At 46.2% G+C, this 24,634-nt stretch carries 16 protein-coding genes; 3 read left to right on the top strand and 13 right to left on the bottom strand.

The genetic code is table 11. The annotated features are described in order from the left end of the window. Window positions 1-110 precede the first annotated feature (110 nt). From AB6805_RS28195 to AB6805_RS28160, 8 genes are all read right to left on the bottom strand, one after another. Window positions 111-1,613 (bottom strand): RagB/SusD family nutrient uptake outer membrane protein, encoded by a 1,503-nt coding sequence (locus AB6805_RS28195; RefSeq protein ID WP_370912772.1) that lies wholly within the window; start codon window positions 1,611-1,613, stop codon window positions 111-113. 25 nt (window positions 1,614-1,638) lie between these two features. After that, window positions 1,639-4,773 (bottom strand): SusC/RagA family TonB-linked outer membrane protein, encoded by a 3,135-nt coding sequence (locus AB6805_RS28190; RefSeq protein WP_370912771.1) that lies wholly within the window; start codon window positions 4,771-4,773, stop codon window positions 1,639-1,641. 433 nt (window positions 4,774-5,206) lie between these two features. Continuing rightward, entirely contained in the window at window positions 5,207-8,395 is a 3,189-nt protein-coding gene (locus AB6805_RS28185) for a PVC-type heme-binding CxxCH protein (RefSeq protein WP_370912770.1), read from the bottom strand. Between the two features lie 37 nt (window positions 8,396-8,432). After that, on the bottom strand, window positions 8,433-9,305 hold the full coding sequence (locus AB6805_RS28180) for a ThuA domain-containing protein (protein ID WP_370912769.1): 873 nt from the start codon (window positions 9,303-9,305) through the stop codon (window positions 8,433-8,435). A 40-nt stretch (window positions 9,306-9,345) separates the two neighbouring features. Continuing rightward, complete coding sequence (locus tag AB6805_RS28175; RefSeq protein WP_370912768.1) at window positions 9,346-10,293, bottom strand: 2-hydroxyacid dehydrogenase; 948 nt, start codon at window positions 10,291-10,293, stop codon at window positions 9,346-9,348. Next, window positions 10,290-10,778: a VOC family protein gene (locus AB6805_RS28170; RefSeq protein ID WP_370912767.1), complete on the bottom strand. Its 489-nt coding sequence runs from the start codon at window positions 10,776-10,778 to the stop codon at window positions 10,290-10,292. Before AB6805_RS28170 ends, AB6805_RS28175 begins: the two co-directional genes overlap by 4 nt. Before the next feature lie 25 nt (window positions 10,779-10,803). Beyond that, on the bottom strand, window positions 10,804-11,970 hold the full coding sequence (locus tag AB6805_RS28165; protein WP_370912766.1) for a mandelate racemase/muconate lactonizing enzyme family protein: 1,167 nt from the start codon (window positions 11,968-11,970) through the stop codon (window positions 10,804-10,806). A gap of 18 nt (window positions 11,971-11,988) precedes the next feature. Continuing rightward, window positions 11,989-12,873: a sugar phosphate isomerase/epimerase family protein gene (locus AB6805_RS28160; RefSeq protein WP_370912765.1), complete on the bottom strand. Its 885-nt coding sequence runs from the start codon at window positions 12,871-12,873 to the stop codon at window positions 11,989-11,991. A 251-nt stretch (window positions 12,874-13,124) separates the two neighbouring features. Between AB6805_RS28160 and AB6805_RS28155 the strand changes: the two genes are divergently transcribed. After that, entirely contained in the window at window positions 13,125-14,027 is a 903-nt protein-coding gene (locus AB6805_RS28155; RefSeq protein WP_370912764.1) for an AraC family transcriptional regulator, read from the top strand. A 38-nt stretch (window positions 14,028-14,065) separates the two neighbouring features. Continuing rightward, window positions 14,066-14,908: a chromate resistance protein ChrB domain-containing protein gene (locus AB6805_RS28150; RefSeq protein ID WP_370912763.1), complete on the top strand. Its 843-nt coding sequence runs from the start codon at window positions 14,066-14,068 to the stop codon at window positions 14,906-14,908. Between the two features lie 21 nt (window positions 14,909-14,929). Here the strand turns inward: AB6805_RS28150 and AB6805_RS28145 are convergent, their stop codons facing one another. The 4 genes from AB6805_RS28145 to AB6805_RS28130 all read right to left on the bottom strand — a co-directional run bounded on the left by AB6805_RS28145 (window position 14,930) and on the right by AB6805_RS28130 (window position 21,492). Beyond that, window positions 14,930-16,066 (bottom strand): efflux RND transporter periplasmic adaptor subunit, encoded by a 1,137-nt coding sequence (locus AB6805_RS28145; RefSeq protein ID WP_370912762.1) that lies wholly within the window; start codon window positions 16,064-16,066, stop codon window positions 14,930-14,932. Between the two features lie 11 nt (window positions 16,067-16,077). Next, entirely contained in the window at window positions 16,078-20,424 is a 4,347-nt protein-coding gene (locus tag AB6805_RS28140; protein WP_370912761.1) for a CusA/CzcA family heavy metal efflux RND transporter, read from the bottom strand. Between the two features lie 189 nt (window positions 20,425-20,613). Beyond that, entirely contained in the window at window positions 20,614-20,994 is a 381-nt protein-coding gene (locus AB6805_RS28135; RefSeq protein WP_370912760.1) for a hypothetical protein, read from the bottom strand. Between the two features lie 48 nt (window positions 20,995-21,042). Then, window positions 21,043-21,492: a KTSC domain-containing protein gene (locus AB6805_RS28130; RefSeq protein WP_370912759.1), complete on the bottom strand. Its 450-nt coding sequence runs from the start codon at window positions 21,490-21,492 to the stop codon at window positions 21,043-21,045. A gap of 195 nt (window positions 21,493-21,687) precedes the next feature. Between AB6805_RS28130 and AB6805_RS28125 the strand changes: the two genes are divergently transcribed. Next, window positions 21,688-22,611 carry an alpha/beta fold hydrolase gene (locus AB6805_RS28125; RefSeq protein WP_370912758.1) on the top strand — a complete coding sequence of 308 codons (924 nt, stop codon included), beginning with the start codon at window positions 21,688-21,690 and terminating at the stop codon, window positions 22,609-22,611. Here the strand turns inward: AB6805_RS28125 and AB6805_RS28120 are convergent. Then, complete coding sequence (locus AB6805_RS28120) at window positions 22,598-24,505, bottom strand: AAA domain-containing protein (RefSeq protein WP_370912757.1); 1,908 nt, start codon at window positions 24,503-24,505, stop codon at window positions 22,598-22,600. The genes AB6805_RS28125 and AB6805_RS28120 overlap by 14 nt on opposite strands. Window positions 24,506-24,634: the final 129 nt, after the last annotated feature.

Here is a 24,634-nt window from a genome sequence, read left to right as displayed (position 1 = left end):
TCTCATGAATTTTTAATAAAGATAACAAAGAGGATTGATACTAAAATCGATAAGGCACTAAAGAGGACATGCCTCTCCAGTGCCTTACCGGTGTAATCAACTATCCGATATTAATATCCTTTGGTAGGTACCAGGTTGGGGTTATTTCTTAACTCCGTACTTGGTATCGGGAATAACAATTCTCTTTCCGTTAAAACCGGTCCATAAGAGAATTTATGCCCCACATAATTATCAAAGCCTTTAGTAGTGAGGTTGAATGCTTTGCGGAGGCGCACCATATCGAACCAGGTAATGTTTTCAAAGCACAACTCGTACCAGCGTTCCCGCCAGATGGCTTCCCGTAATTGATCTTTAGACAATCCCACCAACGCCGGTAATGTAGCCCTCGCCCTTACCTGGTTAACCGCATCATACACTTTTGCACCGGGACCGCTTACTTCGTTGGCAGCTTCAGCATATGCGAGCAGGATATCGGCGTAGCGGATCAACGCCCAGTTAAGATCACTGTTGGCAGTGGTTGTTTGCGCCGTTACATCGAAAAGCTTGTAGATAAAATATCCGCCCAGGTCTACCTTCAGGTTCCTGTTATCCTGGTTGGTGAACTCGGTAAAAAAGAACTGACCTTCTTTGGCACGCAGGTCTGCAGCATTGTATGATCTTACAAAGTCGGCTGTTGCATAAATACCGCCTGTTTCAGCAGAATAGGCGGAAATATTCTTGTTGTAAGGAATAATGAGCGGTTGCCAGGATCCGGGAATGACTTGTGTTTTATACTGGATCATAAAAATATTTTCCTCTATATTTTTCTTTGCCGGATTATGCAAATCACCATAAGTGTCAAATAGTTTAAATTGTTTTGAATCCAATACCTCTGCTGCTTTTTTTGCTGCCAGGTCAAAGTAGGTAGCTCCTTTTTGTAGAGGGTAGCCGGCCATTGTCAGATATACCTTTGCCAGCAATGATTTTACAGCTCCCAGCGATACTTTTCCGCTGGCGTCCTTCCAGGGTAACCCGGCATTTTCCGCTGTTGTTAAATCATCTACAATTAATTTGTAAACATCTTCCGGTGCGGCCTGCATGGGTCTTAACTGATCCGACTTCAAATCAACGGGCTCCGTAATTAACGGAATATTGCCAAACATTTGCACCAGGTTGAAATAATACCAGGCCCGTAAAAAGTGAGCCTCGCCCAGCAGGCTTTTGGCTTCTGCGGCATCCATAGAAATACCTGGTATTTTGGCGATAGATAGATTGGCATTGCTGATGCCTTTGTAATAGTTTCTCCAGTAATTCTCTCCATAAGCATTATCGGCCGTATTGTGGAGGTCTTTTACAAAGTAGCTGTTAACAGCCTGCCCAAGATCAGTACCCGCCTGCCCGGTGGCAAATTCTGTCATTGTCCACGGGCCACCGCCAAACTCACCGGACATCGGTTCCCGTAAACTGGCGTAAATGGCGTTTACAGAACTTCTTGCATGTTCGGGCTTCGTGAAATAAGTATTTTCTGTATAGTTGCTGGGGTCCGTTTCATCTAAAAATTTCCGGCAACCGCTTATCCATAGTGCGCCGGTTGTTAATACCAGCAATCCGTATCTTATTATTGTTGCTTTCATAATTTTTCATTTAAGTTTTTCTGTATTATAATCCCACATTAAGACCCAGCATAAATACCCGTGGCTTCGGATAATCATACAAGTTCAGACCCTGATCAAAAGGAGAGCTGGAGTTGGAAACTTCAGGATCGTATCCTTTATATTTTGTGACCAGGAAAAAGTTCTGCACGGATGCATATACTCTCAGCCGACTGAGTTTTAAAGCAGAAACGGTGTTTGCCGGGAATACATAAGCCAATAGTAAATTACGGCCACGGATAAACGATCCGTCGGTTACCTTATGGCTGTCGTTATTGGTAGTGTAATACGCGTTAATAGGGCGTATTTGTGCAATAGGCGTGTTTTGGTTAGTTTCCGTCCATGCATTGAGCACGGTTTTATAACTATTGGCAATGCCTTGCCGGTCTTCAGCGGAATGTATGCTCCTGTCTAATACATCGTTGCCATACATAAACTGCAGGTCTACGGTCAGCGACCATGATTTATACTGAAAGGTGTTCAGGAAAGTACCATACCCGTCGGGTATACCTTTCCCGATGATGGTCCTGTCTAAATCATTTATGATACCGTCATTATTGATATCCTTATATTTTACGTCGCCGGGCAGCATATTGTATTTCTTTGCCTCGTCAGCTTCCTTGCTGCCCCAGGTGCCGAGATGCATTCTTCCGAAGAAAGAGCCAACCGGTTCACCCACCCTGATGATCCCGTTGCCGGAAGATATATCACCATTGGCCAGCGCAAGTACCCTGTTTTTATTGATGGAAATATTGAAGGTGGTATTCCAGGAAAAATTATCGGTTTGTATGTTGGCAGAATTGATGGCAAACTCAACACCTTTGTTTTCCATACTACCAACATTGGAGAAAATCTTATCACGCCCGCTGGTGTAAGGTAGTGGTGCATCCAGCAGCATACCATCTACTTTTCTGCGGTATAAATCCAGTTCGAGATTCAGCCTGTTGGAAAATAAGCCGAGTTCAAGACCGAAGTCGACCTGCTTTGTTTTTTCCCACTGTAAACCAGGATTGGCGATACGGTCAATACCAACGCCGGAATTGCGTGCCCCGTTGAAAATTACGCTATAATTTCCCATGCCCGCGAGCGCCCTGTAGGCAGGGATTTCAGAGTTGCCGGTAGCTCCGTAACTGGCACGTACTTTTAAATTGGATATGGCAGCAGCACTCTTCATGAAATCTTCTTCTGTTACTCTCCAGGCAAGAGCGGCAGACGGAAAGAATGCAAACTGGTTATCACTTCCGAATTTGGAAGATCCGTCCAACCGGCCGGTGAAAGTGACTAAATACTTATTGCGGAAACCATAATTTACACGGCCAAAATAGGAATTCAACCCATTAGCAGTTCCTACGGAAGAAGGAGGCTGGGGGCTGGATCCTGCACCAAGATTGTAATACCGGTAGTACGAATCGGTGAAGCCTTCTGTACTTGCCTGATTTTCGAAACGGTCGATATGCTGCCAGGACACCCCTGCCATCGCATTTAAAGCATGTACTTTTGCAAACTGCCTGTTGTAGGTAAGGTAGTTCTCAAACTGCCAGGAATTGTACCTGTTGTTATTAATAAAAGCATTTCCGTTGTCTGAAATGTATTGCATTCCCTTGGCAGCGAAATAATCTTCCCGTTGATTAATGATATTAACACCAATGGTCGATTTCAATTCCAGTCCTTCCGCCAGGTGAATGTTCGTATACATATTGCCAAGGAGCGTTTGGGTATGCAATATGGAGATCCGGTCGGCGGATACCCTTAAAGGATTATCGCCGCCCTCCATGCCCGGATAGTCCCTGTTGCTCGCCCACGATCCGTCTGCATATTTTACGGGGATAATAGGCAGCGCTTCCAATACCTGGCGCATCATGGTAATACCGCCTCCATCGAGTTGATCTACCTGTTTTTCCCGCTGATCCGTATAGCTCATGGTACCACCAATCTTTAACCAGTCTTTTATCTGGCTGTCGTATACCACGCGGCCGGCATACCGGTCCTGCCAGGAACCCCGTGCCAATCCATCCTGGCTGCGATAATTTAAGAAAGCACCTATGCTTCTTTTTTCATCACCATCGGTAAATCCAAGTTGATGGTTCTGCGTGAAAGCTTTTTGGAATGCTTCGTCCTGCCAGTCGGTGTCATACAGCGGGTTGCCCTGTGAATCAAATAATTTGGGATTGGTGCGTTTGGTTTTGGGATCGGTGTATTTTGTTCCCGTTGCCCATCCAACGGGATCATATTTTTGCGCGTTGGCATAAGCGAGATCCTCCACCGCCAGGAACTCTTTTGCATTGAGCAGTTCCAGCTTTTTAGGCAGCACGCCTATACTGAAATCCGGATCATACGTGATCCTTCCACCGGCGGAAGTACCTCTTTTCGTGGTAACAAGGATAACGCCATTGGCTCCCCTGGCTCCATAGATCGCAGTGGAAGAAGCATCCTTCAGTACTTCAATGGAAGCAATATCGTTAGGATTGATATAGTCAATCGGCGTACTGCCATTCCTCAAACCCACCGGGTTCAGTATCACACCATCTATTACATACAATGGGTTATTGGAAACGCTCAAAGAGCTCGATCCGCGGATGCGAACGTTGGTTCTGCCACCAGGTCGCCCGGAGTTAGAAGACACGTTCACCCCGGATACACGGCCGGATAGGCTTTGGTTTAACGAGGAGGCCGGACGTTCCTGTAACGTTTCAGCTTTCACCGTACCAACTGCCCCGGTCAGATCGGATTTTTTGGTCGTTCCATAACCTACCACCACTACCTCATCTATCTTTTTAACCTGCGGAACGAGCTTAATCACCATATCCGCAGTAACCTTCACCTCCTGGGTAATATAGCCGATATAAGAAACAATCAGCACTGCATCTTCATTAACGCCTTTAATGCTGAAGTTCCCATCGCCGTCCGTAGTCGTAGCCTTATTAACATTCTTTACTTTAATACTTACTCCCGGCACGCCAACGCCATTCTCTTCCAAAACCTTACCACGCACATCCATGATGAATGCAGGTGAATAATTACGGGTTACCGGATCTTTCGCATGGAGCTGCGTGACTACTCCCATGAATAAAGCAAAGGCGGCATAAATGATTTTTTGGCGTAACGCCGGCATGTTGAAAGTCACCGTGGAAAACTGTTTCATAATTAAAAAGTTATCAGGTTAATTTGATCGTATCCGTTGTTCCGGATACATTTTTTTTAGTAGCAGAATTTAAGGGCAGCGTAAAGCTTTCGCAGAAAATGCGTTGTGTTTTGGTTGAATGATCTTATAAGTTTTTTTCAGGCAAATGAGTATGGCTTGTCGATGATCGTTCTATGCTGAATGGTTTTTCATATCCGTGAAAAAGCTAACAGTTAATACCAGTGGGAGCTATAGCTCATATCAGGTATCTTTCACTGTTAAAAAGAAAATAGAGTAACTGGTTTTTTTAATCGGTTGACAAATTAGATTGATAGTAGTCCTAACAATATTAAGTATACGAAATGATACTTCCTTGTGATATTTTCACTAAGTGACGTAGTAAATTAACAACAGTGCCTAAACGCTGAAACAGGGTAAACGGACGGGTGTTTTATTATCTCTTTTCCATGGGATGTTCTTTGAGCAGTTGTTCTGAAGAATAAAAATCCTTTTTACTTTCTATGCGCTTCCTTACCTGTTTTACTTTTTCGGGAGAAACAGCTGATCCTTTGTTACCGAACGAATTCCTGACGTAGGTTAGCACGGCAGCAACCTCATCATCTTTCAGTAACCCGCCGAAAGGCGTCATAGGAACCTGGCCGGAATACGTTTTATTATTTACTTCTATCGGACCTAAGAGTCCTTTCATCACCAGCTTGATGAGCCGTTCATCACTTCCCGTTACCCACCTGGAACCGGCAAGAGGAGGGAAGCCGGAATCAGGAAGGCCTTTGCCGTCCGCCTGGTGACATGTTTTACAATATCCTTCTATGGAATAAATTTTCTTTCCCTGGTTAAACAGGGCCAGCTCAGCGCCTTTCAGGTTGGTATTGTCATCTTTCTCTTTTCCCTTTTTCACATTCTCCCCATTTAAGTGGGCTACGGCGGTTTCATACGCATGGATCATCCATTCATCCAGTGGCATTTTCTTGGCTGCTGCTAAAATGGGAAGCCCCTTTTCTTTACCGATCCATGAAGCCGCCACAATCGCCATCAGGCGTACGCGGCTATTTCCGTCGCTGGCTGCCTGCATCAGCAAATCTGCCTGGTCGGGAACCTGGTGTCCTGTATAACGCAGTACCTGCACAGCTGCGGCTCTTGCATGATAATCGCGGGCTTTTAATACCTGTTTTAAAAGTTGTTGGTCCACTTTATCCATACCCCAGCTCACCCAAAGTCCTTCGAGCAAATGATGCTCATATCGCGGGTCGTTTTTGTCCAGCTGGGAAACCCAGGTTTGCAGTTTTGACAGTACGGTGGAAACATCCCGTCCTCTCAGTTCGCGACGGGTTCTGTAGCGGGTCCTATATTCCGGTAGTTTAAGGTTGTCCAGCAATTCTTCTATGGAGGCTCCCGCTATATTTGCCGGTTTCACCAGTGGCCTCGACGGATAAGTAATGCGGTACACTCTCCCATGGGAATGATCCCTTAAAGGATCCCGTGCATTATGCTGCATGTGCCCGATCAGGATGTTATGCCAGTCGATCACGTACAGTGATCCATCGGGGGCAAACTCCAGGTCTACCGGCCGGAAATTGGGATCCCCGCTCACCAGCAGATCGGTGCGATGACGGCTTTTGTAACCTGTTCCATCATCCTGCAGCGTATGTTCTTTTGTTCCGAGAAATCCTATGGTATTATTGATCAGGAAGTCGCCCTGCACTTCATCGGGAAAGTGGCGGCTGGACACAAATTCAAGTCCTGATGTGGGCCGTACTTTATGTTTATCTTCTATCAGCTGGATCGATTTATGCGTAGCCTGGCCATACCTGGGCAGCACGGTGCCTGGAAGCATCCAGCGTACATCCGGACTGGAGGTTTCTGCAAAGAAGGGCTGTCCCCAGTCGTCGAATGCAATACCCCAGGGGTTTGGAATGGAAAGTTGTGCAGTACGTTCCAGTTTCCGGCGACGCGGGTCATACCTGTAAAAGCCGCCGTTAGACGCACGGATAGTTCCGTAGGAAGTTTCTATATGCGTATGAAGAAACACGCCTTCTCCCGAATAGATCGCTCCTGAAGGATCTGCAGTAAATGCATGGCTGCTGTGATGGGTGTCGTGATCATCAAAACCGCTGAGCAGGATTTCTGTTTTATCCGCTTTATCATCGCCATCTGTATCTGTCAGCAGTTTAAGATTAGTTCCCTGGGCAACATATACGCCTTCTGCCGCAATCTCAAAACCGATGGGCAGGTGCAGGCTGTCCGCAAATACCGTTTCTTTATCGGCTTTGCCGTCGTTGTTGGTATCTTCAAGGATAATAATTTTATCATTGGGTTTGGCATCGCCCGGCTTATAGTGAGGATAGCTTGGCATCACGGCTACCCACAGCCTGCCTTTATTATCAAAAGACATCTGCATTGGCTTGGCAAGGTCTTTAAACTGCTCTTCTGAGGCAAATAGCTCAATCTTATATCCTGGTGGCACTTTCAGCTTTGCTACCGCTTCCTCTCCGCTGAGATACCGGAGACTGCCATTTTTAGCGGGGTTATAGTTGGTTTTAACGGCGGGCAGCACTTTGGTATTTTTATCGGCAGCTGCAATATCCATTTTTATTCCTTTAGCAGCAGCCAACCAAACCGCGGTGTCCCTGATAGCTGTCATCTCGCGGATCTTTTCTATTTCTGCAGGATAATTATCCGGCCCGTAAGGATCATACCGGCGACCATATACATGTACGCCGTTGGGAATTTTGTAATCATTTAGCCACATCCAGTTTTTTTCCATCACGACATCGTGCACCAGCTGCCTGTTAGCTGTTGCAGCCGGGGATACCTTTCCAAAAATCCGGTCTGCCAGCAAAAGCCCCAGCTTTTTATAACCTTCTTCATTCAGTTGTGAACCGTCGATGGTCAAAGGCTCTTTCGTATCCTTGTACCATTTTTGAGAAGGGGTGAATGCATCAACAAATAATACGTTATTACGGGCAGCCACTTCCTTCATGGCCTGGGTATACAAGGCAAGGTTTTCATTTTCCTTCCGGCCATCAGGGAGGTCATATTTGCCGGAAAGGTTTTCGAAAGCAATGGGTGAAACAATGGCCAGTTGCGGCGCTGAGGCGCCATTGTATTTCTGCTTCAACGTCCATTTTATAAATGCATCCAGCTCTGCTTTATTACTGTCCAGCCCTTCTTGCCCATCAAATGATTCATTGTAACCGAAGAAGGCAATGATCACATCTGTTTTGTGCCTGGTGAGCCATTGATCGGGCGTTTCAAAGCGTCCTTCGCTCGGGCCTTCTATCGTTTCGACCTGGTTGGCCAGTTCAGGATGGAATTTCTCTGCACCGGGAAATGCCCAGGGAGAATTTCTGCCGGCATGTGGCCGGAATCCGGGTGTTTCCCCACCGTCGCACATGTTGCGGATGTGCAGTTTATATTCAGGGTAACGGAGATACAGTTCCGTTTCAAAATTATCATAGTTGATCATCCTGGATCCCAGGTTGTTACCGATCAGGGATATATGGGAGCTATCGGAAATAGTGAGCGGAGCAGGCCCCTGGGATTTGCAGGCATGCAGTATCATTATCGCCAATACTATGGGAATAAAAGGCGCGTAAATGCCAATTTTTAATAATTTGGACATCTTAAAGAAGTTTAGCAGCATCAGTAAACGTGAAATACTATTTCGCCACGCGGTAGGGCACCTGGATATTCATTTTACCTTTCCATTTTCGTGGAATTTTAAGACCCAGCTCATAGTGAATGGCGTTGATCACCAGGCGCTGAAAGGGCTCCTGGCTGAAATCTTCAGGATGGCCCAGGGTTGTCATAAAAACACGCCCGCCAAAAGCGTTGGTGCCAGTCCAGGCAACCGGGTTTTCAATCGCTTCCTTATCAGGATTTACGGCCTTTCCCATCAGTAACCAGGTGGAACCTTTCACCGGGTAATCCGGTAAAACATGGTACAGCCATGAGCGTACATGGAAATTCTTTGCAACGCCTGTCAGGATAGGATTGCCGGTCTGCTTAGGAATGATGCGTACATCGGTGCTGCTCTCATGTCCATAATGGGTATGTTTGGCGGCGCCGCCCCATCCGGGAGGTGCATTCAATGCAAATTCTCCAAAGGCGTTCCATTTCTCACTGGCATGTCCCTCCGGAAAATGGAATGCATGCGTGGTGGTACGGAAACCCATAACAGGTTTGCCGGATTTCAGGTAAGCGTCGATATAGGCAAGTTGCTCAGGCGGAAGCCTGCGCCAGCGTAAAAAGAAAACGGCCAGGTCCGCGTGTTTCAATGCCTCGAGGCCAGGAATATTTTCTTCACTGTTATAATCAGGAGATGCTTTGAGAACGATCGTTTTCATGCCGTAATCTTTCTCCAGCGCGGCGGCGATTAAAGGCATGGTTTCTTCGCTGCTGTACTCGTGATCACCGGTTACGAAAACAACCAGCGGCTTTTTTATCTCTTTGGAAGATTGTGCAAAGAGCAAGCCGGCAGATGTTATACCGGTGCTTACTATGAACAATAAACAAACGCAAAATTTTTTCATTTGAACAGAGATTATGATGACCGTTTGTATACGATATATTTCAAAACAACGCCTTGCGGTTATATATACTGCCTGGTTCCGGCTCTCCACCGGTAAGCACGGCTACTACATTATTGATGGTAAGCAGGCATATCTGCCGGTAGGTGGCCGATGTAAGACTACCGGTATGCGGCGTGATAATGGCCCGCGGGTGACGCACTATATCAGCGCTCTCAACTGGTGGCTCATCCGGTAATACATCCGCAGCAAACCCCGAAATCACCCCGGAATTTAATGCCTGCAATAATGCCGGATGATCGATAAGCGCACCTCTTGCTGTATTGATCAGTAAAGAACCCCGTTTCATTACACGCAGTTGCTTTTCTCCTATGATCTTACCAGTTTCGTTATTGAGCGGAAGATGAAGGCTAACGACATCTGACTGCCGTAATACACCTTCCATAGCCAGGTATTTATAAGGCAGGTCCTGAACAGATTTACTCCAGTACACGACCTCCATCCCGAAAGCTTCTCCAAGCCGGGCAACCCGTTTTCCTATGTTCCCCATTCCCAGCACACCCAGGGTTTTGCCGTTCAACTCATCTCCCGCATATGAATTGCGCCAGCTCCAGTTGTTTTGTTTAACCTGGGAAGCCGATTCATACATATTACGCATCAGCATCAGCATCAGGCTCAGGGTATGTTCCGCAATAGTGGCGGCATTACTGCCCGGTGCATTAATTACCCTGATCTTTTTTTCTGTTGCTGCAGCTACATCTACATTATCCAACCCAACGCCACACCTGGCCACTACCTGTAAATGCGGGAAGGCATCCATGAGTGGCTGAGTGATCAGGCCTTTCCCTCTTGTAATGATGGCATGAATGTCCTCTTTCAAAACCTCTTGTAAGCTGGCCTCGTCGTATCCTGTGAATACATTCACATTTTTCTGAAGAACGGCTAACGCTTCCTCTGCAATGGTTTCAAGCAACAGTACGTTTTTTCTCATTTGTTGTGATATAAGGTGGCATCATCAGACCGGTATCCCCTGAAGTCATTTCTGTTTGAAACATACAACCCTTCTTCATAAAGTTCATCAGTGAATATCCGGGCGTCCACTTCGGCTCCTGGTATGGAAGATATTTCCACCAGGTTGCCGGCAGGATCGCGCACAAACATCTGCATAGCGCCATCAGGCAGCTTTCTTACCTTTCCCCAGGGATGAACATCAATTATATTCAGTGCTTTCATGCGGAAAAAAAGACTGCTGAAATCATCTACCTGTACACATACATGTCCACGGAAAGAGGTTTTGTCTTCCCACTCGGAGATATGCAATTGCTGCTCATCATTGAATTTGAAAAACATAACAGGGTAATCAAACCGGAAGGCGGCAAGCGGCTCCAGGCCCAATTCATGCTGATAGAACTGACCTGCTTTTTCCAGGTTGTCTACAATCAGTGTTACGTGATTAATTTTAAGTGCTTTGGCCATAAATAAATATTTACAAATACCACTTCTAAACTTTTTGTTTATACTGCTGTACAAAATCCCAGTCCGGCGTTACCCCTAATCCAGGTGCGGTAGGCGCCTGGATGGAGCCATTTGTAACGGTAATTTGTTCTTTCACCAGGTCATACATCATCGGGTTTCCTCCAACGGAGAACTCAATGATGGTTGCGGAAGGCGATGCAAATGCTACATTCAGTCCTGCCATAAAAGAAAAGGCAGAACCCCAGCAATGCGGCGCCAGTTCCAGTTGATGCACACTGGCGAGGTGTGAAACCCGCACCGCTTCCGAAATGCCGCCAATGATGGCCGCATCCGGCTGTATTACATCAATGGCTCTTATTTCCAAAAGTGCCTGTATGTCAAAACTGGTATATTCACTTTCACCTGCTGCGATAGGAATATGCGTGGAAGCCCTTACTTCTGCAGTCCCTTTTTTGTTATCAGGACTGATAGGTTCTTCAAACCAGTACAAGTTACAATCTGCTACGCCCCGGCAAAATTGTTTCGCCTCCGGAACGCTGAAGGTGCCGTGTGCGTCGGCCATCAGTTTAATATCAGGGCCAATAGCGGCTCTTGCAGCCTTTACCCTTTCAATACTGTTTTGTACTGTCTGATCCATCACGCCAACACGCATCTTAACACTCTTAAAGCCTTTATCTATATATCCTTTCAGTTGTGTGCCAATATTGTCTGCATCTGCCCAACCGCCACTTGCATATGCCGGCATCTGATCCCTGCAGGCGCCACCGAGCAAATCCATCACCGGAACATTGAGCATTTTGCCTTTCAAATCCCACAAGGCGGTATCAATGCCGCTCATGGCAGATATAGTAAGGCCCCTTCTCCCAAGGATAGGGAATTTCCGGCCTCTCAGCAATGCATAATGATCCCGTGTGCCATTATACATCTCCTCCCATAATCTGGAAATGTCTTTAACATCCCTGCCCAGCAAAGCAGGCTTCAGCTCATTTTCAATACAATTCACGATGGAAGCACACACGCCTGAAGATCCAACCGCTGCTTTGGCTTCTCCAAATCCCTGAAGACCGTCCTCTGTAGTTATCACAACAAGCGTCATGTCAAAATTGGCCAGTAATCCATAGTCTGAAGTATGTTGTTTTTCTTTAGGAACAGGACAGCGCAACCAAAATGCCTCTACATTAGCTATTTTCATCTGTTAGCAGTTGACTCTTTAAATAAGTTTTGATAAAGTATTAAATGATTGGGTAGTCAGCATGGTATAAAACGCTTCTGTAACAGAAGCACTGCCGTGGTCCACCAGGAACTTCGCCTGCTCAGCAGATAAGTTTTCAGGGTTTTCATCAATCGAATCCGGGTAAGGATTGGCTGGCGTGCGATCCAGCGAAGCGCAAAATTCCACGGAAAGCACGTCATCATAATTTATTTCCCTCAACGTATCTATAATCTTCTGCCAATTGAGATGCCCCATTCCCGGCGCCATCCTGTTGTTGTCTGCCACATGAAAACCAACCAGTTTTCCTTTAGCCCTTCTGATGGCCTCAAACATATCCGCTTCCTCGATATTCATGTGAAAGGTATCCAGGCAAACACCGCAATTGGGTCCTACCGCCTCCGCTAAAGCCAATGCCTGATCGGCCCTGTTAATGAAATAGGTTTCAAACCTGTTGATAGGCTCAATGCCTATCCGGATGCCTGACGCCTCGCTATAGGCATAAATTTCCTTCAACGCACCAACAGCCCAATTCCACTCTTCATCGGGCCTTCCGTCAGGTACAATTTTTCCAACGGTGCAAGGTACTACGGCCACTATATGGCCATCCAATTCCTTTACCATGGTGATTATATCCTTTACATACTGTACTGATTTTGCACGTTGCGACTCATCCCTGGCAAGCAGGTTGCGGTCACCCAGCATCAACGTTACAGCTCCCCAGCAAGACAAACCATGCGCCTTCATCAGTTCTCTTAAACTTTTCGTATCATATTGTTCGGGGGTGCCGGCAATTTCAAGCCTGGTATATCCCAGTGCAGAAACTCTCCTGATGGTAGTTTCTATCGTTTCAGACCGCATCCAGTTGTGTATCCCTAGTTCCATAACGTATTGATATATAAAAGTGGATTAATGTATGCTGCAGATAATAGCTACGTCGAATCATGTGGCATCTGTAAGGCATAAGCCTGTTGGTTTCATAACCGGAACGTTTTTTAAAAATCATTGTTTCACAAACTTATTCAGACTTCCATTGAAATAAAAGTACTTCATTTGCAAGATATCAATACTATATTTACCATATTTCTGATTTTTTTGCTTTAGAAAATAAATAGTGTACTAAAGATAAAGACATTATGAAAGTTTCTTACCGACACATATCTACTCCGGAAGATGCCAGTTTTGTAATAAAAGAATTCTGTCAGCCCCGGTTCACCAATACATTTCATTTTCATCATGGGCATGAGCTGATCCTGATTGTAAAAAGCGCGGGCAGAATGTATGCGGGAAACAAGGTGATGAATTACAATGAAGGAGAAATTTATATGTTTGGTCCGGGTTTGGTCCATTGCTTTTGCAATAATAGCTCGCCTGTTGGTGCCGACGAAATAGCGCATGCTATTATAGTGCAGTTCACAGAAGATTTTATAGGAAAGGATTTTTTTGAAAAACTGGAATTAAGAAAGATAAAAGAACTGATGCAGTTATCTGAATACGGCATAAAATTTAATAAGATATCGCCTGTTGTGAATACCCTGTTTTTCCAGTTTCAGGCAAATCAGCAGATGAAAAACCTGATCATCCTTTTACAGATCCTGGACGAATTATCATTACAGGGCAGGGAAAGTGTTCAATTATTAACAGATGATCCGGGAAAGACACGCTATAAGGATGCAGATTCAAAAAAGCTGGAACCGATATTTAAATATGTGCTGGAAAATTATGCGGATCATGTAGATAGCAAATCTGCCGCCTCTCTTGCCTGTATGAATGAGGCCGCATTTTGCCGCTACTTTAAAAAAAGAACCACGAAAACATTCTCACAGTTTGTAAACGAAATAAGGATCAGTCATGCTACAAAGCTGCTGATAGGCACCGGAAATGGCATATCTGAAATATGCTATGCCTGCGGTTTTGATAATATCTCTTACTTTAACAGGCAGTTTAAAATTTACCAGGGAAAATCCCCCAGGGAATACCGTAAGGCATTTATAGAAAGTAATGTAAGCACCCCCAGCTTCCGGCCAACAGGGAGCTAAATTGTTCTGCACGTAACTATCATAATTAATTATCAGGTATGAAATGGATCACCCGCGAGCGACCTAAAATTGACAGACTGGCTTGTCCCTGGCTTATAAAAAGATTTGTGGACCAGACGGCTGAATTTATATACGTGCCGTTCAATGAAGTATTGTCAAAGGCCGCTGAGCTGAACGCCATTCCTTTTGATATAGCCGGTGTGGAATACACGCACTATGACGACTTATGTACATTTGACTACATTATAAAAAAACACCACCTTGACGATCCGGCCATTCACGCCCTGGCGCCAATTGTTCGCGGTGCTGATACCGACCGTCACAACCTGGCTCCGCAAGCTGCCGGTTTATGGGCTATCTCTGCAGGTATGGCGCATGATGAACCGGATGACTATCGGCTGCTGGCAAAAGGAATGCTGTTATACGATTCGCTGTACAGCTGGGCAAAATACCTGCAACATGTAAAGCACACGCAGCAACCATTTGAAAGTCAGCTGCTGGAAATCTTTAAAAATTTCCTGCAACATGAAAAAGACAGTAAAAAAGTACCTCACTGGGCAAAGGAGCTGAAAGAAATCATCCAGGACCAGATAGATACCAACCTTAACCTGAGTCTGAAGGGAATTTCAGAAACTTTACAGGTACATCCCGCCTATTTATCACGGGAATTTTCAAAATACTTTGATGACCTTTCTTTTGGTGATTACATCAGAAAGCTCCGGATAGATAAAGCGATACAGCTGCTTTCCACCACGTCGCATTCACTTACGGAAATAGCATATCTAACCGGGTTTTCGGACCAGAGCCATTTCACGCGGGTTTTTAAAGTACATACCGGGAAAAGTCCTTCTGTCTATAAAAAAAGCTTGTTGAAAAAGTAAACATCATTAATCTTCAGCAACTTACTCATCTGCCGTATTCTTCATTTTCATTAAAAGAGAATAAGCGCCTTTTACTACATATTCACTGTTGGCTGTGCGTGTATTACTGTCCGATATTATTTCCACATATCCGTTCTCGCTGTTGCCCGTTTTCACAGGTATCATCTCAAATATATTTTTATCCTTCCGGCAAAAAACATATTCTTTGTTTTCAAAACGCACCACCGCATCCGCCGGCAGCGACCAGCTGCTATCGTTGGCGGACTCAATATCAGCATTCATAAAAGTTCCCGGGATCAATGATTTGTCGTATTGCTCAAAATGGCAATGTACCTGTACACTCCTGTCTGCCGTAAGATCCTGGCCTATTAATATGATCTTACAATCATACTTTTTTTCGGGATTGCTGTTGGTAAAAGCCACCACCGTTTGACCAATAGCCAGTTTATTGATGTCCTTCTCAAAAACGGTTAACGCAAGGTGGATATCCGCCGGATTCACTATTTCAAACAAAACATCAGAGGGATTTACATACTTGCCTATGTTCACATTTACCTTCGACACAAAACCATTGATGGGAGAATGAATATTAACACTTCTGGAAATGCCGTTCTCATCAAGCCTGGAAGCATTGATCCCAATCAGTTGCAATTTTTCTGCAACAGACCTGTTCAATACACGCTGGCTTTTATACTCCGCTTCGGTTTGTTCAAATAATTTATCGCTGGTAGCTTTGCTCTGGTTCAGTTCACGCTGACGGGCATACTCTTTTTCCAGGTATGCCAATTTCGCTTTTGAAGTGAGATAATCCTGCTGCAGTTGAATAAATTGTTGATCCTCCATAACGCCGATTACTTCTCCTTTGGTAACATGCATACCGGGAAGCAAGGTGGTGGATTTTAAAAAGCCTCCTAACGGGAAACTGATGCTGACCATATTCTGCGGAGGTACGTCAATCTGCCCGTTTACCCGGATTGCAGCAGCAATACGCCTTTTCTCCAGGTGCCCGGTTTCAATGCCCGCATTCTTTTGCTGGGCATCCGTCAGTTCAATGAGATTTCCTTTATCGCCGGCCGGTGCTTTTTCTTCCTCTTTCGGTTTGCTGTTACATGCTGCCAGTAAACAGGATGTAGCTAATATGATGATGTATTGTTTCATGAATTTTATATTTACCTGTTCAATAGAGAATTGGATTCAATGATAGACTGGTTAAGGTTATTTACAGCATCGAGGTACTCATTCCGGAGACTGAAAGCCTGGTTGTTCAGCATCACCCATTCCAGGTAATTGATTTCCCCGTTTACGAATTGCAGATTGGCGGTAGCAATAATGGTATCCGCATTCTTTAACCCACTTTGTTCATAGTAGGAAACCGCCTGCATCATTTTACTATATTGCTTTTCAGCTTCGGTATATCTTAATTGTAATTCCTGTAATCCTGCCTGGTAAGTGCTTTTTGCCAGTTCCTGGTTTATTTTCTGAGCGCCGATCTTTGCTTTCTGCGCACCAAAGAATAGCGGAATACCAACGCCTATCTGGGCAGACTGGAACCGCGTGTCTCCCGAATATTCTTTATCATCCGCTCCCATACCACGCATCGTCATATTATTGTATCCCAGCAGTAAGTCGGGTAACAGCCTGGATTTTTCCAGTTTGTACCTGGAAAGACTTGTTTGCTCCTGTTGCTCCAGCAGTTGGAGGTAGGGATGCTTTTTAAGCTCCGTGCTATCAATACCACCGGGAAGCGGCATTTTAAGCGGCGTATCATCAGGTTCTACATCAGTAGTCGTGTTGAGCAGCACTTTCAGCCGGGCTTGCAGGATGGCGTAATCCTGCTGTAACTGGCCTGCCTGCAGAGCGATTTGTCCACGTTGGGTTTCGGCCGTCGTTTTTTCCAGAATATTACTTTCCCCCGTTTTAAAACGTATTGCCGCCTTTTCCAGGAAAAGCGCATAAATGCTGTCGGTATACTGAAGCAGTTCTTTCTTATTGCGGAGGAACAGCAGCTGGTAGTACACCGAAGTGACCTGCTTTTTTAATTCAGATTGTTTGACGGAAACATTCAGCAGTCCTTCTTTCCATTCTTCATTCAGCAGCAGTTTCTGCCTGCTGTATATGGTGGGGAATTTAATGGTCTGTGAAATGGTAAACCGGTTATCATTGTAAGCGCTGTTGATCTTACCATATTCGCCGGTAATAACCGTCTGATTGGCATCCCATCCGGCTCCCTTTAATTTTTTCAGATAGTCCGCATTGAGCTGTTGGTTCCGGACAGACAGGTTATTCTTCATAGCCGTATCCAGCGCTGCGTTAAGAGAGATCGGTTGTTGTGCCTGTGCGTTAGGTGCTGCCAGCAAGAGGAATGGTAATAATAAAAGTGCAGCGCCCGGTAAATGCTTGGGTTGCTTCATCAGATGCTTCTTCTCAAAAATGATGTAAAGAATTGGAAGTACAAACAGGGTCAGGAGTGTTGCCAGGATCAGTCCCCCGATAACCACGGTAGCCAATGGCCGCTGCACCTCGGCGCCGGCGCCATTGCTCAGTGCCATCGGCAGGAAGCCTAAGGAAGCCACGGATGCAGTCATCAACACCGGGCGTAAACGTACCCTCGTTCCTTTTAACACAACTTCCCGGACATCGTTCAGTCCTTCTTTATGTAACCGGTTAAATTCTGCAATGAGCACAATACCATTTAATACGGCCACACCAAATAATGCAATGAAACCAATGCCTGCAGAAATACTGAACGGCATTCCCCGCAATGCAAGGGCAAAAATGCCTCCTATGGCAGATAAAGGAATAGCCGAATAAATCAGCAACCCTTGCCTGATACTGTTGAAAGCAAAATATAACATCAGCAGGATAAGCAGCAGGGAAACGGGTACGGCAATGCCTAAACGCTTTTTCGCAGCTTCCAGGTTTTCAAATGCGCCACCATAGGTAACGTAGTAACCCGGTGGTAATTTTATTTTACCGGATACCTTTTGCTGCAGTTCTTCTACTACAGTCTGCACATCACGGCCACGCACATTGAATCCTACAATGATCCGGCGCTGGGCATCTTCCCGCTGTATCTGATTGGGCCCTTCGGCTATATCTACTTTTGCCACCAGGTATAAAGGTATCTGTGAGCCCTGCTGGGTGGGAATTAGTAAATGCTGGACATCAGTAAGATCTTGCCGCTGCTGACCACTCAGCCTGACTACCAGGTCGAAACGCTTTTCGCCTTCATACACAAGACCACTGCTTTGCCCCGCGAAGGCGGTATTTACTATTCTGTTTATATCATTGATGTTGAGGCCATATTGCGCAATGGCATCCCTGTTATATTTAATAACAATCTGCGGCATCCCGGTGATGGCTTCCACATATAGATCGGTAGCACCTTTCACGGTATGGACCACTGCCCCGAGGCGGGTGGCATATTGAGCCAGGCTGTCCAGGTCTTCCCCATAAATTTTACAGACAACATCCTGACGGGCGCCTGTCATTAATTCATTAAAGCGCATTTGTACAGGGTATTGGAATCCGAAAGTAACGCCAGGTATGGCTTCCAGTTCCTTTGACATTTTCTCTGTTAATTCATCGAAGGTTTTTGCAGAAGTCCATTCCTTTTTATCTTTCAAAATTACCATCAGGTCGCTGGCATCAATCGGCATAGGGTCAGTAGGAATCTCGCTGCTACCGGTTTTCCCCACCACCTTCTCCACTTCGGGAAATTTCTCCAGCAGGATTTTCGCACCCTGCGATACCGCAGTAGTAGAGGTTTTCAGGCTACTGCCGGTAAGCACGCGGGTTTCTACCGCAAAATCCCCTTCTTCCAACCGGGGTATAAATTCGCCTCCCAGCTGCGAAAGAACAAATAAAGCAATGATCAACAAACCTGCCGCGGTTCCAATTACGGTTTTGGGTATGTTCAGTACCTTGTTTAACAGGCGCTGGTAGCGGACTTCCAGTTTTTCCATCATCCTGTCGGACCAGGAGAGTTTAGCAGGGATTTTTTTACTTAAAACCAGTGCGCTCATCATGGGTACATAGGTCAGGGAAAGCAGGAACGCGCCAAACAACGCGAAGGCTACTGTCTGGGCCATTGGCTTAAACATCTTACCCTCCACACCGGCGAGGGCAAATATGGGAAGATATACGATCAGGATGATCAGCTCTCCGAAAACCGCTGCATTTCGCATCCTGCCTGATGTTTCCAGCACCAGGTCATCCATTTCCGTTTGGGTGACAAAGGGTTTGTTGTAGTGGTGCAGCCTGAACATACAGGCTTCTACTATAATCAGGGTGCCATCTACAATCAACCCGAAATCCAGCGCACCGAGGCTCATCAGGTTACCGCTTACGCCAAAGGTGTTCATCATAATTACCGCTATCAGCATCGCCAGCGGGATAACAGAAGCTACAAGTAAGCCGGCCCTGAAGTTACCCAGGAACAACACCAGCACAAATACTACGATCAATGCACCTTCCAGGAGATTTTTCTCAACCGTGCCAATGGCATTATTGACCATCTTTGTTCTATCCAGGAAGGGGTCGATCATCACTCCTTCGGGAAGTGTTTGCTGGATCTGCGCTACGCGGGCTTTAATCTTTTTGATCACCTCATTACTGTTGGCTCCTTTCAGCATCATCACCACCGCACCTGATACCTCACGTTCACCGTTATAGGTCAAAGCGCCGTACCGGGTGGCATAACCCAACCGCACCTCACCGATATCCCTTACCAGCAACGGCGTGCCGTTACCGGTATTTTTAACGACAATTTTCCTGATATCTTCTTCAGAGCCTACCAGGCCTTCACTGCGAATAAAAAGTACCGTTGGCTCTTTTTCAATGTAGGCACCACCAGTGTTCTGGTTATTTGTTTCGAGTGCTTTGAATACATCATTGATGGAAAGCCCGTAAGACTTCAACTTGGCCGGTTCTACCGCTATTTCGTATTGTTTCAGGTAACCGCCAAAACTGCTCACATCCGCAACGCCGGTAACGCCTAACAGTTGCCGGCGAACGATCCAGTCCTGGATAGTGCGAAGCTCCATCGCCGTGTACCGGTCTTCATAGCCCTTTTTAGGCCGCACCGTATACTGGTAGATCTCCCCTAAACCAGTTGTAACCGGTGCCAGCTTGGGAATACCTATTCCGCCGGGTATCTGGCTTTGCACTTCCTGGAGCCGCTCGGTAACCTGTTGTCTTGCCCAGTAAACATCCACGCCCTCATTAAAAACAAGGGTCACTACAGATAACCCAAACCTGGAAAAACTCCTGATCTTTGCCAGTCCGGGTATACTGCGGTTTGCCTGTTCTATAGGAAACGATATCAGCCGTTCAACGTCCGGCGCACCTAATGAAGGCGTAACGGTTATTACCTGTACCTGGTTGTCTGTAATATCAGGTACCGCATCTATCGGTAACCGGGTGACTTCATAAATACCATAGCCGATAAGACCGAGTATAAATAAGCCTACAATCAATTTGTTCCGGATTGAAAATTCAATGATCTTATTCAGCATATCGAATAATTGGCATACTCATTCCGCCCCGTTGAGCGGGCATAAGTACTAAGAATAAAATGCAGGGAAGGTTGGAAAGCAGCCACCGGTGCTGGTATTCCTATGAGACAGATTTATCAGAACTGAATGCAGGTATCAAACGCAATAGCATTCATACAGCCGTCTTTATAAACAAAAATTCCGGTGAGGTTATGCAAGGATGGTGGGGGGCGCTCTTAATGCCGAAAATGAAAGGCTTTGCAGCGGAGGTGGAAACTCCTGCTTTTGCTGATAGCTTGTTTTCGATATCAGAAAGCAGATAACCTCCGGAAGAGAAACCAGGTCAGGTGCAGGCGCCAGCGTTAAAACGGGCACTTCGTGTTCCAGGTGGCTGGAAGATGGAGAGGTGAAGCTGTGATCAATCAGGTTCAGCGCCAGCGAATGCTGCATATCATGATCGTAGTCATCATCATCGTGGACGGCATGTCCGGACGATGAAATGATGTGCTGATGGTCATGAAACATAACGTTGTGCGCAGTAATAACCATTACTGCCAGCATCAACGATATCTTTGTGATCCATGAACGCATGGCGCAAATATAGTTTATTCTTTAAAACAAAGCATACTAACAGGTATGCTATGCTTCAACCGCCTTGCTCACTTTACGATATACAAATTCGTGGTAAATATGCCTGCGGCAGAACCTGCCCGGCGTATCAGAGTTAATCAGCTTTATATATAATGTTTTCGGAACGTCGAGGTATTCATAACTGCTGCCATCTTCAAAGTGAAGCTGAAGCGTTTGTTTCTGGTAGGAGAAATCCACCAGGGTAGAAGCAGAAATGGTGGCGGTATACTGTGGTAAAGCAGCCGCAATTGTTTCAGGAGCTATACTTACTAAAAAGTGATAAGCCTCAATCAATTCTTTACTCTTTGCTTCTGCTTCCAGTTTCTGTTCTTCTGCCAGGCCTTCAAATTTATCGGGATGCCACTCCTTCATTAAATTCCTGTAGATCGTTTTCAATTCTTTTACTTCAGTAGTTTTGGTAACACCCAGTAACTTCCTGTAATCAACTATTTTACTCATAATGTATTTATTCAAAAAATAAACAGGCTGATCATTATGAGCAGGCTACCATTTATCTTATCCCGAAAAACGGGCAAAGTTACGCTTTTTCAGGCTCCCGGCAAGGATTTATTTGCCCTTTACAGCAGCGGCTTTCAGGGGAACAGGCGCTTTATATGCCCGAAATCACCTATTTTAATAGGGAAAAACCGTCTTATGAAACTGTTGTTATTGTTAACCACGTTGCTGTATTGCCTGCCCATCCATGCACAGCAACTGGACTCACTGAAATACCCCAACGGCTGGCTTTATTATCACATATATGGGAAAGGTAACCCGGTGATAGTGCTGTCTGGCGGCCCAGGCAACTCCTGTTTGCAGCAGGAAGAAGTGGCGATTGAGCTGGGGAAGCATTACAGAGCCATCTTACTGGAACAGCGGGGCACCGGCTTATCCATCCCCATACCGTTCGATTCCACTACTATTAACCTCAAAGCCGCCGTGGAAGACATTCAGCGGCTGCTGCAGAAAGAAGGGATCAGCAAAACCGTTATTTACGGCCACTCCTGGGGCGCTATGCTGGCCATGAGTTACGCAGCTGCCCACCCGGAAAAGGTACGCGCCCTGGTGCTGGCAAATCCAGGCTACTATAAGTTCTCCACCGATTTTATGACCACGCATATGAACAACCTGCGGGCACGCCTCGGTGTGTCCGACCTGGCGCTGATGGATTCCCTGGGCAAAAAGATAGAAGGAGGAAGGGCAACTGGCGCAGACAGTGCGCTGTATAACCGCACCATACGGTTGGCATACATTTACAACAAAGCGGACATCGATAGCCTCATGGCGAAGATTTATGTGGCAAAACCCAATGTCCGTATGCAGGGATTAATGGTATCAGACCTGCAACGGACCCATTTTGATCTCAGTAAAAACCTGCCGCAATATAAAGGGCCGGTAACCGTGATCGGCAGCCGCCAGGATCCCCTGGCTTTCTATACCTACGAACTGAAGATCATCCGCCCGGATATAGTACTGCATTGGATCCAGGCTTCGGGGCACTTCCCGATGTTTGAACAGCAACCCGCTTTTTTCGAGGTATTGGAAAAGGTAATGACAACCAGCGTTACACATCCATAAACTCCCAGGCGCTCTGGTAGGCGTTTTTATGCTCTGCATAAGTAATGAAGTCTGCATAAAACCCAAGCTGGGAAAGGGTGCCGCTGTCGCCTATCACCACCAGCTTCTTGCGGGCCCTGGTCATCGCTACATTCATCCGCCGGATGTCTGATAAGAAGCCTATTTTATTTTCGGTGTTGCTGCGCGTCATGCTGATATACACAATATCGCGCTCCTGTCCCTGGAAACTATCAATGGTGTTCACCGATATTTTGTCCGCATAGGGCTGCAACAGCGGGGAGTGATGCAGCTGCTCTTTTAATAATTGTATTTGTTGTTTATAGGGAGATATAACCGCCACCGTGGGAAAGTCTTTCGGCTGGTAATGTTCCCCCAGCGCAGTTACCAGCCGGGTAAGATGTTTAAATAAAAAAACAGCTTCTTCCGGGTTGGTGGTACTGGTGCCATCCAGTTTTTCATCAAAACCGCAACCGGCAGTGTCTACAAAGCTGAGCGGATTATCTTCGGAAAACAGCAGGTGCCCGGCAACAGAGGCATGGGCCCTTAATTTATCTTCATAAAAGATACTGGAAGAATATCCCATGATAGTGGCGTGCATACGGTACTGTTCTTCCAGCAGCGTTACGCTTTCGGGGTGCAGGGCGGTGCATTTTTCCAGCAGGGTAGTACTAAGACCTTTGCGGGCGGCTTCCTCCGATTTTACGGTGGGCGACAGCTGGCAATGGTCTCCGGCAAGGATCACCTTCTGCGCTTTCAGGATAGGAATCCAGCAGGCGGGCTCCAGTGCCTGCCCGGCTTCATCTATTACAACCGTATGGTACTTTAAATTTTTCACGGTATAATGATTGGCGCCCACCAGGGTGGCCGTAATCACCTGCGCTTTTGAGATCAGGTCGTCAATAATATATTGCTCTGTATTGCCTACTTCTTTCATGATCTTGCGGGCCTCGTCAAACAAGGCTTTCCGCTGATCCCTTTCTGCTTTGCCAAAATTGCGCTTGTATTTGTGGGCCATGTCGCGGAACTCATTCGCCTGCTTTTTCAGGCGCTTGATTTCCTTGATACTGGCATGCTCAGATATTTTGCTGTCGAGCGTGAGCGACATCAGTCGTTCTGATACGCGCGCCGGATTGCCTACCCGCAACACATTCAGTCCTTCATCCGATAGCTTTTCGCTGAGCAGATCCACGGCGGTGTTACTAGGCGCCACTACAAGTATCTGTTGCTGCTCCTGTTTGATCAGTGCTTTAATGGCCTGTACCAGGGTAGTGGTTTTGCCGGTGCCCGGCGGACCATGTACAATGGCCAGGTCGCCGGCGGAAAGTATTTTATTAACGGCCGATTGCTGGGAGGCATTCAGCGCGGGGTTTACATAAGGAGTAATATCCGGGTGAAATACGGGTTGCTTTTCCCCGGTCAGTATTTTTATCAGCCGTCCTTCGGGTACTTTATCCTGCAATGCGTCCGCCTGTTTCAGTGCGTTTTGCATTTCGTCATAACTGTTATCATCAAAAAGTACGTCGATGCCCAGTTTGCCATCACTGGCCCATTCCGGCAGTTCGTCGGTGCGCAGGGTGATCTTCAGCCGGTTCCCGCCCTGGTAAGTGATCGTGCCTTCAAGATGATCCTGCTTTGGATCATGATTGGAAAATAATACGGCAGAAGCGCCAAAACGCAGCTGATGCGGCAGGTCCTGGTGAGTGGTACGCTCCACTTCCACGGTCAGATAATCTCCCCGGCTCATCTCCGATCCCCTGATAGCAATGGGGTACCAGGTAAGTCCGTTTGCCCTGCGATCTGCTACAGACGTGGATTCCGTCATTTGTTTGTATGATTTCCTGTCTTCTTCCCGCTCTGTTTTTAATAAATCAAGCTGCTTTTTGAAATAATCCATGACGCAAAGGTAAGATGTTCCTGAATTGTCGCAATCAACCTGTAAGAATGTCGTATTTCCCCAGCAGGAATGCGCACAAATGCGGGTAAGTTTGTATTGTCAATCAAATCAAACAAAAACAAAAAAACA

Origin of the sequence: Chitinophaga sp. RCC_12 (assembly GCF_041360695.1) — a bacterium.
In the GTDB taxonomy this organism is placed as follows: Bacteria; Bacteroidota; Bacteroidia; order Chitinophagales; family Chitinophagaceae; genus Chitinophaga.
This window is presented reverse-complemented; position numbering and strand designations above follow the sequence as displayed.